The organism is Micromonospora parva (genome assembly GCF_000718515.1).
Lineage (GTDB): Bacteria > Actinomycetota > Actinomycetes > Mycobacteriales > Micromonosporaceae > Micromonospora > Micromonospora parva.
In genome coordinates this window covers 306895-319317 of the sequence record NZ_JNZS01000004.1, presented here as the reverse complement: position 1 = coordinate 319317, position 12423 = coordinate 306895, and the positions used below count along the sequence as shown (strand labels likewise).

Below are 12423 nucleotides of genomic sequence, written 5' to 3'. Positions count from 1 at the left end.
ACCGGGGAAATCCCTCAGCAGGCGGCCTTGAGGTCCGCGGCGCGGTCCGTGCGTTCCCAGGTCAGGTCCGGGAGTTCCCGGCCGAAGTGACCGTAGGCCGCCGTCTGCTGGTAGATCGGGCGGAGCAGGTCCAGGTCCCGGATGATCGCCGCCGGGCGCAGGTCGAAGACCTCACCGATCGCCTTCTCGATCCGGTCGAGCGGCACCGTCTCCGTACCGAACGTCTCCACGAACAGGCTCACCGGGTGGGCCTTGCCGATCGCGTAGGCGACCTGCGCCTCACACCGTTCCGCCAGGCCCGCGGCGACCACGTTCTTCGCCACCCACCGCATCGCGTACGCCGCCGACCGGTCGACCTTCGACGGGTCCTTCCCCGAGAACGCGCCGCCACCGTGGCGGGCGTACCCGCCGTAGGTGTCGACGATGATCTTTCGTCCGGTCAGGCCCGCGTCGCCCATCGGGCCACCGATCTCGAACCGGCCGGTGGGGTTGACGAGCAGCCGGTAGCCCTCGGTGTCGAGGTCGAGCGCCTCCAACTCCGGCGTGATCACGTGGTCGCGGATGTCGGGGGTGAGCAGTTCGTCGAGGGAGATGTGGGCCGCGTGCTGCGTGGAGACGACGATGGTGTCGAGCCGTACCGGGCGTAGGCCGTCGTACTCGACGGTGACCTGGGTCTTGCCGTCGGGCCGCAGGTAGGGCACCGTCCCGTCCTTGCGGACGGCGGCCAGGCGACGGGCCAGCCGGTGGGCCAGCGCGATCGGCAGCGGCATCAGCTCCGGCGTCTCCGAGCAGGCGAAGCCGAACATCATGCCCTGGTCGCCGGCGCCCTGGGCGTCGAGCCCGCCGCCGGACGAGCCGTCGCGCAGCTCGATCGCCGTGTCGACGCCCTGCGCGATGTCGGGGGACTGGGCGCCGATCGAGATGCTGACGCCGCAGGAGCCGCCGTCGAAGCCCTTCTTCGACGAGTCGTAGCCGATACCCAGGACGGTTTCCCGCACGATGCGCGGGATGTCGGCGTAGGCCTGCGTGGTGACCTCGCCCGCGACGTGGACCTGACCGGTGGTGATCAGGCTCTCGACGGCGACCCGGCTGTGCGGGTCCTGCGCCAGTAGCGCGTCGAGGATGCCGTCGCTGATCTGATCGGCGATCTTGTCGGGGTGACCTTCGGTGACCGACTCGGAGGTGAAGAGGCGGCGCGACATGTGTGACTCCTAACCCAGGGAGCGTGCGGGCCCGGCGAGTCTTCCCTCCTGCGGTGGAGGTTGCCTGGAGGAAGCATCGAGCGATCAAAGGGGTATCCGCCGTACAACTTTCGACACGCATCGATCCTCGGAAGAACCCGCGATGTCGCTACGCGCGGTCGTTCCGACCCACTCCGCCACCTCCATAGCTTGAGAGCGTCTCGACGAGTGCTCTGCGAAATGGGGGAACCACTGTGGTCAGGTACGAGATCCTCGGGTCGCTGGAAGTGATCCACGAGGGCCGGATCTGCACGCCGACGCCGCCGAAGGTGCGGACCGTGTTGGCGCTACTGGTGATGCGGGCCAACCGGGTCGTGCTGGTCGACTCGATCATCCGGGAGCTGTGGGGTGACGATCCGGCGCGGAGCGCTGTCACCACTGTGCAGACCTACATCTACCACCTGCGCAAGCTCTTCGCGAAAGAGGGCATAGAGACCCCGGACCGGACCGTGCTGGAGAGCCGCGCCCGCGGCTACCTGTTGCGGGTGGAGCCGGGTCAACTCGACGCCGAGGTGTTCGAGACGTTGCTCGACCAGGGCCGTACGCACATCGAGTCGGACCGCCCCGAGGAGGGCGCCGAGGTGCTGCGGCGGGCGCTGGCCATGTGGACGGGGCCGGTGGGCGCCAACGTGACGTTCGGGCCGGCGCTTGAGGCGCACGCGATCCACCTGCAGGAGCAGTGGATCCGGGCGTTGGAGCTGCGCATCCAGGCCGACATCACGCTCGGCCGGCACCGCGAGCTGATCGGCGAGCTGCGCTATCTGGTGGGCACGTACCCGCTCAACGAGTGGTTCCACCGCCAGCTCATCGTGGCGCTCAGCCGGTCCGGACGCCGTGGCGAGGCGTTGCAGGCGTACCACCACCTGCGCCGGGTGCTCAGTGAGGAGTTGGGCCTGGACCCTTCGCCTGACCTCCAGCGGCTCCAGCGGGAGGTGTTGGCCGCCGGCGGGCCACTGCGCCCGGGGCTCGCCAGGGCCTCGTGACAGGCCCTCGACCGACGCTCCAGCGCCGTTCGACCGGCCGTCCCTAGCTTTCACACGGACATCGCGGCCAGGAGGTCTTCCATGACGAGCACATCCGACCGTCGGGTGGTCATCACCGGGATAGGCGTCATCGCCCCCGGCGGACTGGGCACCAAGGCGTTCTGGGAACTGTTGACCGCTGGCCGTACGGCCACCCGTACCCTGTCGTTCTTCGATGCGACCCCGTTCCGGTCGCGGGTGGCCGCGGAGGCCGACTTCGACCCGGTCGCCGAGGGCCTGTCGCCGCAGGAGGTCCGCCGGATGGACCGGGCCGCCCAGATGGCAGTGGTCTGCACCCGGGAGGCGCTCGCCGACAGCGGCTTCGAGGCCGCCGACCCGACCCGGGTCGGGGTCAGCGTCGGCACGGCGGTCGGGGCCACGATGAGCCTCGAAGAGGAGTACGTCGTGGTCAGCGACGGCGGCCGGAAATGGCTGACCGACCACCGGTACGCCACTCCGCACCTCTACGACTACCTGGTGCCGAGCTCGTTCGCCCGGGAGGTGGCGTGGTCGGTCGGCGCGGAAGGTCCGGCGACGGTGATCTCCACCGGCTGCACGTCCGGTCTCGACTCCGTCGGTCACGCCCGGGAGTTGATCCGCGAGGGCTCGGCCGACGTGATGATCGCCGGCGCGACCGACGCCCCGATCTCGCCGATCACTGTGGCCTGTTTCGACGCCATCAAGGCGACCACGGCCCGCAACGACGACCCGACGCACGCGTCGCGGCCCTTCGACAACAGCCGCGACGGCTTCGTGCTCGGTGAGGGTTCGGCGATGTTCGTCCTCGAAGAGCTGGAGCACGCCCGCCGACGGGGTGCGCAGGTCTACGCCGAGCTGGTCGGGTTCGCCTCGCGCTCCAACGCGTTCCACATGACCGGCCTGCGACCCGACGGACGGGAGATGGCCGAGGCGATCCGGGTCGCGCTCGCCGACGCCCGGCTGTCCGGCGACGCCGTCGACTACATCAACGCGCACGGCTCGGGTACGAAGCAGAACGACCGGCACGAGACGGCGGCGTTCAAACGGAGCCTCGGCGACCACGCGTACCGCACGCCGGTCAGCTCGATCAAGTCGATGATCGGCCACTCGCTCGGTGCGATCGGCTCCATCGAGATCGCGGCGTCGGCCCTGGCGATCAAGCACGGCGTGGTGCCGCCGACAGCCAACCTGCACGAACGCGACCCGGAGTGCGACCTCGACTACGTGCCGCTGACCGCGCGCGAGCAGCAGACCGACGTGGTGTTGAGCGTGGGCAGCGGGTTCGGCGGCTTCCAGAGCGCGATGCTCCTGGCGCGTGTGGCATGACCACTGTCGTCACCGGAGTCGGGGTGGCCGCGCCCAACGGGTTGGGACGCGACGCCTTCTGGGCGGCCACCGTCGCCGGGGTGGGTGGCATCGGGCCGATCAGCCGTTTCGACCCCTCGGGTTACCCGGCGCAGCTGGCCGGCGAGGTTCCCGGATACGAGGCGGCCGAGCACATCCCGAGCCGGTTGATGGCGCAGACCGATCACATGACCCGGTTGTCGCTGACGGCGGCGCAGTGGGCCCTGGCCGACGCGTCCGTCGACCCGTCGGCGCTGCCCGAGTTCGGCATGGGTGTGGTCACGGCCAGCGCGTCGGGTGGTTTCGAGTTCGGCCACCGTGAGCTGGAGAAGCTCTGGAGCAAGGGCTCCGAGCACGTCAGCGCCTACCAGTCGTTCGCCTGGTTCTACGCCGTCAACACCGGTCAGATCTCGATCCGTCACGGGATGCGGGGGCCGACCGGGGTGCTCGTCACCGAGCAGGCGGGTGGGCTCGACGCGGTGGCGCAGGCCCGGCGACAGGTGCGCAAGGGCGTGCAGCTCGTGATGACCGGTGGGGTCGACGCGTCGCTCTGCCCGTGGGGTTGGACGGCCCAGCTCGCCAACGGCCTGCTCAGCACCGGGCGGGATCCGGCCACGGCGTTCCTGCCGTTCGATGCCAACGCGTCGGGTTACGTGCCCGGCGAGGGCGGGGCGATCCTCGTGCTGGAGGACGCGGACGCGGCGGCCCGGCGCGGAGCCGCCGTCTACGGGGTGATCGCCGGGTACGGCGCGACGTTCGACCCCCGGCCCGGCTCCGGCCGCCCGTCGGGTCTGCGTCGGGCGGCCGAGATGGCAGTGTCCGACGCCGGTCTCACGCCAGCCGACATCGACGTCGTCTTCGCCGACGGCGCCGGGGTCGCGGAGCTCGACCGTGTCGAGGCCGAGGCGATCAGCGCCGTCTTCGGCCCCCGAGGGGTGCCGGTGACCGCGCCCAAGACGATGACCGGCCGGCTCTACTCGGGCGGGGCGGCGCTCGACCTGGTCTCCGCGCTGATGTCGATCCGACACGGCGTCATCCCGCCCACCACCAACATCCGCCAGCCGGCCGAGGGCCTGCGACTCGACCTGGTACGCGACGTCGCGCGGGAGACACCCGTACGCGCGGCGCTCGTGCTCGCCAGGGGCTACGGCGGGTTCAACGCGGCCATGGTCGTGACCGACGAAAGGAATGGACGATGACCGACGCCAGCCTCGCCGCCGTCGCGAACTTCGACGAGCAGCAGGCACTTGACCTGCGTGAACGGCAGATCGCGGTGCTGGGAAGCGCCAAACAGATCGCCAACGTGATCTACGTGGTCACCGAGCTGGGCGTCGCCGACCTGCTCGTGAACGGGCCGGTGCCGGTCGCCCAACTGGCGGCGGCGACCGAGTCACACGAGGACGCGCTGCGCCGCATCCTCCGCGCCGCCGCGGCGGTCGGCATCTTCGACGAGCAGGAGGACGGGTCGTTCGCGCTGACGCCGCTCGGCGAGGGGCTGACGTCGGCCCGGATCGGCGGGCTGCGGCCGATGGTGCAGTTCAGCGGCGCCGACTTCAACCGCCTCCCGTACGCGGAGATCCTGCACAGTGTCCGGACCGGCGAGCCTGCCTTCAACAAGGTCTTCGGGATGGGCTTCTACGACTACCTGCAGGCCCACCCGGAGGCCAACCGGTTCTTCGAGGGCTTCATGGCGCACTGGAGCCGGCGGCTCGCCGACCGGTTCGCGGCGGAGTTGGCGCCCGAGCGATTCGGCCGGATCGCCGACATCGGCGGCAGCAACGGTTACTTTCTGGCCAAGATGCTCCAGCGCCACCCCGAGGGCACCGGCGTCCTCTTCGACCTGCCCGAGGTGGTGGCCGACGCCGAACCGCTGCTCAAGGAGCACGGTGTCACCGAGCGGGTCGAGGTGCGCGGCGGCGACTTCTTCACCGACGAGCTGCCGGCCGGCGCCGACGCGTACATCCTGAAGTCGATCGTCCACAACTGGCCGGACGACAGCTGCGTCACGCTGCTGCGTCGGATCCGGGCGGCGATCGGCGACGCCGACTCCCGCCTGATCGCGATCGACCAGATCGTGCCGCCCCGCAACCAGTGGGACCACGCCAAGATCATCGACATCGACATGCTGGTGCTCTTCGGCGGCAAGGAGCGCGACCTCCGCGAGTGGCAGGCGCTGTTCACCGCGTCCGGTTTCGAGCTGGTCAACACCCCCGCGTCCCGCGGCTGGGCCCTGCTCGAAGCGCGTCCGATCTAGGAAAGGAAGCCCGCAATGGCACACATCGGCATCGACCAGCCGGTCGTGACGATGGTCAACGTCTTCACCGTCGAGCCGGCCAACCAGCAGAAGCTCGTCGACATCCTGATCGAAGCGACCGACACGGTGATGTCCAAGGTGGACGGGTTCGTGTCGGCGAACATCCACGCCAGCCTCGACGGCACCCGGGTCGTCAACTACGCGCAGTGGAAGAGCGAGGAGCACTTCACCGCGATGCTGCAGAACCCCGAGGTCCATCCGCACTTCGGCGAGGTACGCGCGATCGCCACGCCGGAACGCCACCTCTACAAAGTCGTCTACACGGAGGACGCTCATGTCTGACGGAAGCACCGACGTCCTGATCGTCGGCGGTGGCCCGGTCGGCCTGTCGACCGCGCTCTTCCTGGCCCGTAAGGGGATCCGGCCGATCCTGGTCGAACGTCGGCCCCGGCTGTCGACGATCCCCCGCGCGACCGGTCTGCACGCCCGCACGGTGGAGATCTTCCGCACCGTCGGCCTGGAGCCGGCCGTGCAGGAGGCCGGCATGAAGATCGTCGGGCCGGGCGCCGAACTCGACCTCGTCCGCGCCGGCCGCGCCACGCCACTGGTCATGCTCGGCGCCCAGTCGCTGGCCGACCTCCACAAGTCGTTCGTCATGGAGGCCCACGACGTCGACTACGACGCGTTCACCCCGAGCTGGCCGATCTGGTGCGGCCAGGACCACTACGAGCCGCTGCTCTTCGACGCCGCCGTCGAAGCGGGCGCGGAGATCCGCTTCCAGAACGAGCTGGTCGGGCTGGTCCAGGACTCCGACGGCGTGACAGCGACAGTCAACGACAACGGCACCACCCGCACGATCCGGGCGCGTTACGTCGTCGCGGCCGACGGCGTGAAGAGCCCCGTCCGCGACATGCTCCAGATCGGAAACCGCAGCAACGGTGTCGCCGGGAACTTCGTCAGCATCATCTTCCGCGCCAAGGTCGACCTGCCCGACACCGCACCACGGTTCACCCTGATCTACCTGATGAACCAGCTGGCCCAGGGCCTGCTGCTCTTCATCGAGCCGGGGCGGTGGATGTTCGGCGTCAACTACTACCCCGAGCGGGGGCAGTCGCCGGCCGACTTCACGCCGGAGCGCTGCGTCGAGCTGGCCCGGATCGCCGCCGGCGACCCCGAGCTGGAGGTGGAGGTCGAGTCGGCCCAGCCCTGGGACGCGCGGCACATGGTCGCCGACGCGTACCGGTCGGGGCGGGTCTTCCTCGCCGGCGACGCCTGTCACGCGCATCCCCCGGCCGGTGGCTTCGGCGTCAACGCCGGCATCCAGGACGCGCACAACCTGGCGTGGAAGCTCGCCGAGGTGCTCCAGGGGCACGCCGACGAGAGCCTGCTCGACTCCTACGAGGCCGAGCGTCGTCCGGTCGGCGCGGCCACCGCCGACCAGGCGTGGATGCTGTTCCGCACCCGGGGGCAGCTCGCCGACGAGGACAAGGCCGCCTATCGTGACTTCGTCATCGTGACGATGGGCTACCGCTACACCTCGAACGCGATCGTCGGCGCGCCCGCCGACACCGAGCTGCTTCCCCGCGAGCTGAGCTTCACCGGCCAACCCGGATCGCGCGCGCCGCACGGCTGGGTCGACCACCACGGCAGCCGAATCTCCACGATCGACGTGCTGACCGAGGGCTGGACGCTGGCCACCGCACCCGGCGACGACACGTGGCTCGCGGCGGCCGAGAGCGTCGCCTCGCAGACCGGCGTCCCGATCCGGGCACTGACCGCCGGCCCCGACGGCGACCTCGCCGACGACAGCTCGTGGCTCGCCAGCTGTGGCGTCGGCACCGGCGGCGCGCTGCTGGTACGCCCCGACGGCATCGTCGCCTGGCGCAGCGCCGGCCCGGTGGACAACGCGGCGCAGACCCTGGCCGCCGCCCTGGCCACGATCCTGCAGGGAGCGTGAGCAGATGTCCTACCGCGCCCTCATGGTCATGCGGATGGCCCCCGGTCACGCCGACGCCGTCGCCGAGCTCTTCGCCGAACACGACAAGGGCGACATGCCCCACGTCGTCGGCATCTCGCGGCGCACCCTCTTCCGCTACCAGGACCTCTACATGCACCTGCTCGAGGCGGACACCGACGTCTTCGACAAGCTCCTCGCGGCCCGCGCCCGCGCGGACTTCCAGGAGGTCAACCGCCGCCTCTCGGCCTACCTGCAGCGCTACGCGCCGGACAGCATGACCGAGCTGCAGGACTCGTTGGCCACGCCCTTCTACACCTGGAGCCTCGAGACAGGGAGCATCACGTGACGCTGACCCGCCGCGACATCAACGACATGATGCAGGCATACAAGAAGACGAGCCTGCTGCGTACCGGCGTCGAGCTGGGCGTCTTCGACGCCCTGGCCGCGGGCCCGGCGACGGCCGGTGGGCTCGCCCCGAAGCTCGGCATCCACCCGCGCGGCGCGCGCATCCTGCTCGACGCGCTCACCGCGATCCGCCTCACCGACCGGACCGGCGAGCACTTCTCGCTCACCCCGGCGGCCGCCGACCACCTGGTCAGCACCCGTCCCGACTACCTGGGCGGGATGGTCAAGGTGATGTCGAGCGACTGGGAGTGGGACGCGCTGCGCGACCTCAGCGCCGCCGTACGGGAGGGCGGCACCGTCCTGGACGTGCACGCCGAAACCCCGGAGTACAGCTACTGGGAGGACTTCGCCGCGTATGCGACGAAGGTCGCCCAGCCGACCGCCGAGGTGATGGCCGAGGCGCTCGCGCCGTGGGCGAAGGAGCGCGCCGAGCTCGACATCCTCGACGTCGCCTGCGGCCACGGCGTCTACGGTTACACGCTCGCGCAGCACAACCCGCAGGCGACGGTGACCTCGTTGGACTGGCCCAACGTGCTCGCCGTGACCGAGAAGCACGCCGAGCGGCTCGGCGTACGCGACCGGGCGTCGTTCCTGCCCGGTGACATGTTCACCACCGATCTCGGTGGCCCCTACGACGTCGCGCTGCTCACCAACGTCACCCACCACTTCTCCGAGGAGCGGGTGCACGAGCTGGTGAAACGGCTCGGTTCCGTGGTCAAGCAGGGTGGCCGGCTGGTCATCGTCGGCTTCACCACCGGCGACGAGTCGCCGGCGCTGGACCCGGCGCCGTACCTCTTCTCGGTGCTGATGTTGGTCTGGACCTTCGAGGGGGAGTCGCACTCCGTCGCCGCCTACAACCGGGCCCTCGCCGCGGCGGGCTTCGGCCCGGCCACCGTCCACCCGACGGACCTGCCGTTCCGCGTGCTCGTCGCAGAGAAGGGATGACCATGCATCGGCAACCGGTAGTGAAGGTCGCCGCCACCGACGTGCCCGGCATCAACCGGATCGGCGGCGAGGTGCGGATCCTGCTCAGCCCGAAGACCGTCGACGCGACGGAGGGCTTCATGGGCACGGTCCGGCTGGAGCCGGGCGAGTTCCTGGCGGAGCAGTACAACCCGTACTCGGACAAGTTCTGTTATCTGGTGCGCGGCGAGGTCGTGATCCGTGTCGACGGCACGGAGGTCAAGCTCGCGGCCGACGAAGCTCTCATGGTCCGTCGCGGCCAGCGGCACCGCATCGTCAATGCCGGTGGTGAGACCGCGCTGATCGTGTTCCAGATCAGTCCGCTCGCACCCCGCCCCGAACTGGGCCACGTCGACACCGAGGAGGTCCCGCACCCCGAGTCGCCGGTGCCGCAGGTCGGCGGCGTCCGCGACGGGTGGCAGCGACCGACGGGAGGAAACTCATGAGCCAGCTGACCCTCGACGACCTGCGCCGGATCCTGGAGAGCAGCTCCGGCGTGGTCGAGCAGACCGACTGGGCCGACCCGGCGACGCTCGACGCGCCGTTCGAAGACCTCGGCTACGACTCGCTCGCGCTGCTGGAGCTGGCGGCGCGGGTGCAGCAGGAGTACGAGGTGCGCATCCCCGACGACGCCGTGTCGATCATGCAGACGCCCCGGCTCGCCGTCGACTACGTCAACCAACGACTCGCGGATCGGTGAACCCATGGCCGGACACACTGACAACGCGGTCGTCATCAACGCACCGTTCGACCTCGTCTGGGACCTGACCAACGACATCCCCAACTGGCCCTCCGTGTTCAGCGAGTACGCCAGCACGGAAGTGCTCTCGACGTCCGCCGACGGGGCCGTCGTCTTCCGCCTGACGATGCACCCCGACCCGGCCGGTCGGGTCTGGAGCTGGGTCTCCGAGCGGGTGCCCGACCGCGTCGACCGGGTGGTGCGGGCCCGACGGCTGGAGACCGGCGCGTTCAAGTACATGAACCTGTTCTGGGAGTACACCGAGATCCCGGACGGCGGCGTGCGGATGCGGTGGGTGCAGGACTTCGAGATGCGCCCGGGCGGGCACGCCGACGACGAGGGCATGACCGCCCACCTCAACCGGACCACACGTGAGCAGCAGGCACGCATCCGGGAGATCGTGGAGAAGGCCGCGGCCGAACGCGGGCAGTCATGACCGCCACCGTCAACACGCCCGTCGGTAAGAGCTGGCTGGTCTGCCCGGGTTGCCGGGCGCTGCTCTACCAGCGCCGTGTCGAGCGCAACCTGGGCGTCTGCCCGGAGTGCGACCACCACGACCAGGTCACCGCGCACCAGCGGATCGAGCAGCTCTTCGACCTCGACTCGGTCGAGGAGCTGCCCCCGGTCGGCGCGTTCGGTGATCCGCTCGGGTTCGTCGACACCAAGCCCTACCCGCAGCGGCTCGAAGCCGCCCGTCGGCGTACCGGGCTGGACGAGGCAGTCGTCTGTGCCCGGGGCACTGTCGAGGGGCAGCCGCTGATCGCCGCGGTGATGGACTTCCGGTTCCTCGGCGGCAGCCTCGGCGCGGGTGTCGGTGAGCGGATCACCCGGGCCGCCGAGTTGGCACTGGAGACCCGTACGCCGCTGCTGATCGTCAGCGCGTCCGGCGGTGCCCGGATGCAGGAGGGCGCCCTGTCGCTCATGCAGATGGCCAAGACCAGCGCGGCGCTCGGTGCTCTCGACGAGGCGGGGGTCCTGACGATCTCCCTGGTCAGCGACCCGACCTACGGTGGCGTCGCGGCATCGTTCGCGACCCTCTGCGACGTCATCCTCGCCGAGCCGGGGGCCCGCCTCGGCTTCGCCGGGCCGAGGGTGATCCAGCAGACGCTGCGCCAGCCACTGCCGGCCGGCTTCCAGACCGCCGAGTACCTCTTTGCCCGCGGCATGCTCGACGACCTGGTACCCCGGTCGAACCTGCGGCCGACCATCGCCCGGCTGCTGGCCTTCGCGGCGGCCGGGCCGTTCACCCCGGAGCACTCCCGGGTACGGGCGACCGCGCCCGCCGACCCGGCGGACCCGTGGACGGTCGTGGCACGGTCCCGTGCTCTCGGTCGCCCCTCCACGCTCGACTACATCGGCCACTTCGTGGACGGCTTCGTGGAGCTGCACGGCGACCGGCTCGCGAGTGACTGCCCGGCGATCGTCGGCGGCGTCGGCCTGATCGACGGGCGGCCGGTCGTGGTGATCGGCCACCAGAAGGGCCACACGGTCGCCGAGGTGGCCAGCCGCAACTTCGGCATGGCGACACCGGCCGGCTACCGCAAGGCGGCCCGGCTGATGCGTCTGGCCGAGAAGCTCGGCGCGCCGATCGTGACGCTGATCGACACACCCGGTGCCTACCACGGCATCTCGGCGGAGGAGAACGGGCAGGCCCTCGCCATCGCCGACAACATCCGACTGATGGCCGGGCTGACGGTGCCGGTCGTCGCGGTGGTGACCGGCGAGGGCGGCAGCGGGGGTGCGCTCGCCCTCGGCGTCGGCAACCGGGTGCTGATGCTCGAGAACGCGACGTACTCGGTGATCAGCCCGGAGGGTTGCGCCGCGATCCTCTGGAACGACTCCGGCCGGGCCGACGAGGCCGCCGCACAGCTCAAACTCCAGGCCGGCGACCTGCTCTCGCTCGGCATCGTCGACGGGGTGGTTCCCGAACCGCCCGGCGGGGCGCCGGCCGATCCCGGTGCGACCGCGTTGGCCGTACACCGGGCGGTCGTCGACGCGTTGGCGGAGCTGGCCGGTCTGCACCGCGAGGAGGTGCGGGTCCATCGCCGGGCCCGCTTCCGACAGATCGGAGGTGTGACGAATGCCGGAGGGTAACGCCGACCCGCTGGACGCCGCGGTCCGCAGCCTCGCGCGGCTGATCGGATCGACGCCAGGCCCGGTCCGTCGCGCCCGACTCCAGCACGGCGACCTGGTGGTCGAGGTGGAGTGGCCAGACGGCGCGGCTGTGGTGGCGGCAGCCCCGGCGGCCCCGCCGGTGGAGGCCGACGCCGGGCTGCACTACGTGTGCGCGCCGATGGTCGCGACGCTCTACCTCGCGCCGTCGCCCGGCGCCGACCCGTTCGTTCGGGAGGGCGACCAGGTCGTGGCCGGCCAGCAGGTCGCGATCCTGGAAGCGATGAAGATGATGATCCCGGTTGAGGCCGACCGTGCGGGCGAGGTCGTGAAGGTACTGGTGCCCAACGCGACTCCGGTCGAGTACGGCGAGCGGCTGATCGCCTTAGCTGTGTCGGAGGACTGAC

The 12423-nt window shown here is 70.5% G+C and carries 14 protein-coding genes; 13 read left to right on the top strand and 1 reads right to left on the bottom strand.

Annotation, left to right across the window (positions count from 1 at the left end; translation table 11 throughout):
• Positions 1-14 precede the first annotated feature (14 nt).
• A complete protein-coding gene (metK, locus tag IF22_RS0106165; RefSeq protein WP_030329373.1) occupies positions 15-1202 on the bottom strand; it encodes a methionine adenosyltransferase in 1188 nt (395 codons plus the stop codon).
• A gap of 233 nt (positions 1203-1435) precedes the next feature.
• On the opposite strand from metK, the gene IF22_RS0106160 reads away from it, so the two are divergent.
• The 13 genes from IF22_RS0106160 to IF22_RS0106100 all read left to right on the top strand — a co-directional run bounded on the left by IF22_RS0106160 (position 1436) and on the right by IF22_RS0106100 (position 12422).
• Positions 1436-2224, top strand: coding sequence for an AfsR/SARP family transcriptional regulator (locus IF22_RS0106160; protein WP_051708209.1), 789 nt, complete (start codon positions 1436-1438; stop codon positions 2222-2224).
• Between the two features lie 81 nt (positions 2225-2305).
• Positions 2306-3568, top strand: a complete 1263-nt coding sequence (locus tag IF22_RS0106155; protein WP_030329369.1) for a beta-ketoacyl-[acyl-carrier-protein] synthase family protein — start codon at positions 2306-2308, stop codon at positions 3566-3568.
• The gene (locus IF22_RS0106150) at positions 3565-4785 is read left to right on the top strand and encodes a ketosynthase chain-length factor (RefSeq protein WP_030329368.1); all 1221 of its coding nucleotides are present in this window, start codon (positions 3565-3567) and stop codon (positions 4783-4785) included. Before IF22_RS0106155 ends, IF22_RS0106150 begins: the two co-directional genes overlap by 4 nt.
• Positions 4782-5840 (top strand): methyltransferase, encoded by a 1059-nt coding sequence (locus tag IF22_RS0106145; protein WP_081883722.1) that lies wholly within the window; start codon positions 4782-4784, stop codon positions 5838-5840. Before IF22_RS0106150 ends, IF22_RS0106145 begins: the two co-directional genes overlap by 4 nt.
• A 15-nt stretch (positions 5841-5855) precedes the next feature.
• The gene (locus IF22_RS0106140) at positions 5856-6182 is read left to right on the top strand and encodes an antibiotic biosynthesis monooxygenase family protein (protein ID WP_030329365.1); all 327 of its coding nucleotides are present in this window, start codon (positions 5856-5858) and stop codon (positions 6180-6182) included.
• Positions 6175-7797, top strand: a complete 1623-nt coding sequence (locus IF22_RS0106135) for an FAD-dependent oxidoreductase (protein ID WP_030329363.1) — start codon at positions 6175-6177, stop codon at positions 7795-7797. Before IF22_RS0106140 ends, IF22_RS0106135 begins: the two co-directional genes overlap by 8 nt.
• A 4-nt stretch (positions 7798-7801) precedes the next feature.
• Positions 7802-8143 (top strand): TcmI family type II polyketide cyclase, encoded by a 342-nt coding sequence (locus IF22_RS0106130; RefSeq protein WP_030329361.1) that lies wholly within the window; start codon positions 7802-7804, stop codon positions 8141-8143.
• Positions 8140-9147 (top strand): class I SAM-dependent methyltransferase, encoded by a 1008-nt coding sequence (locus IF22_RS0106125; RefSeq protein ID WP_030329359.1) that lies wholly within the window; start codon positions 8140-8142, stop codon positions 9145-9147. The genes IF22_RS0106130 and IF22_RS0106125 overlap by 4 nt, the downstream gene beginning before the upstream one ends.
• Positions 9148-9149: 2 nt before the next feature.
• Entirely contained in the window at positions 9150-9611 is a 462-nt protein-coding gene (locus IF22_RS0106120) for a cupin domain-containing protein (protein ID WP_081883721.1), read from the top strand.
• A complete protein-coding gene (locus IF22_RS0106115) occupies positions 9608-9865 on the top strand; it encodes an acyl carrier protein (protein WP_030329356.1) in 258 nt (85 codons plus the stop codon). Before IF22_RS0106120 ends, IF22_RS0106115 begins: the two co-directional genes overlap by 4 nt.
• A 4-nt stretch (positions 9866-9869) precedes the next feature.
• Positions 9870-10340, top strand: coding sequence for an SRPBCC family protein (locus tag IF22_RS0106110; protein WP_030329354.1), 471 nt, complete (start codon positions 9870-9872; stop codon positions 10338-10340).
• A complete protein-coding gene (locus IF22_RS0106105; protein WP_030329352.1) occupies positions 10337-11998 on the top strand; it encodes an acetyl-CoA carboxylase carboxyl transferase subunit in 1662 nt (553 codons plus the stop codon). Before IF22_RS0106110 ends, IF22_RS0106105 begins: the two co-directional genes overlap by 4 nt.
• On the top strand, positions 11985-12422 hold the full coding sequence (locus IF22_RS0106100; RefSeq protein ID WP_030329351.1) for an acetyl-CoA carboxylase biotin carboxyl carrier protein: 438 nt from the start codon (positions 11985-11987) through the stop codon (positions 12420-12422). The genes IF22_RS0106105 and IF22_RS0106100 overlap by 14 nt, the downstream gene beginning before the upstream one ends.
• Position 12423: the final 1 nt, after the last annotated feature.

Coding starts and splice junctions, on each gene's coding strand:
- IF22_RS0106100 (WP_030329351.1), top strand. CDS start 11,985: ATGCCGGAGGGTAACGCCGACCCGCTGGACGCCGCGGTCCGCAGCCTC.
- IF22_RS0106115 (WP_030329356.1), top strand. CDS start 9,608: ATGAGCCAGCTGACCCTCGACGACCTGCGCCGGATCCTGGAGAGCAGC.
- IF22_RS0106135 (WP_030329363.1), top strand. CDS start 6,175: ATGTCTGACGGAAGCACCGACGTCCTGATCGTCGGCGGTGGCCCGGTC.
- IF22_RS0106150 (WP_030329368.1), top strand. CDS start 3,565: ATGACCACTGTCGTCACCGGAGTCGGGGTGGCCGCGCCCAACGGGTTG.
- IF22_RS0106110 (WP_030329354.1), top strand. CDS start 9,870: ATGGCCGGACACACTGACAACGCGGTCGTCATCAACGCACCGTTCGAC.
- IF22_RS0106105 (WP_030329352.1), top strand. CDS start 10,337: ATGACCGCCACCGTCAACACGCCCGTCGGTAAGAGCTGGCTGGTCTGC.
- IF22_RS0106130 (WP_030329361.1), top strand. CDS start 7,802: ATGTCCTACCGCGCCCTCATGGTCATGCGGATGGCCCCCGGTCACGCC.
- IF22_RS0106140 (WP_030329365.1), top strand. CDS start 5,856: ATGGCACACATCGGCATCGACCAGCCGGTCGTGACGATGGTCAACGTC.
- IF22_RS0106155 (WP_030329369.1), top strand. CDS start 2,306: ATGACGAGCACATCCGACCGTCGGGTGGTCATCACCGGGATAGGCGTC.
- metK (WP_030329373.1), bottom strand. CDS start 1,202: ATGTCGCGCCGCCTCTTCACCTCCGAGTCGGTCACCGAAGGTCACCCC.
- IF22_RS0106145 (WP_081883722.1), top strand. CDS start 4,782: ATGACCGACGCCAGCCTCGCCGCCGTCGCGAACTTCGACGAGCAGCAG.
- IF22_RS0106120 (WP_081883721.1), top strand. CDS start 9,150: ATGCATCGGCAACCGGTAGTGAAGGTCGCCGCCACCGACGTGCCCGGC.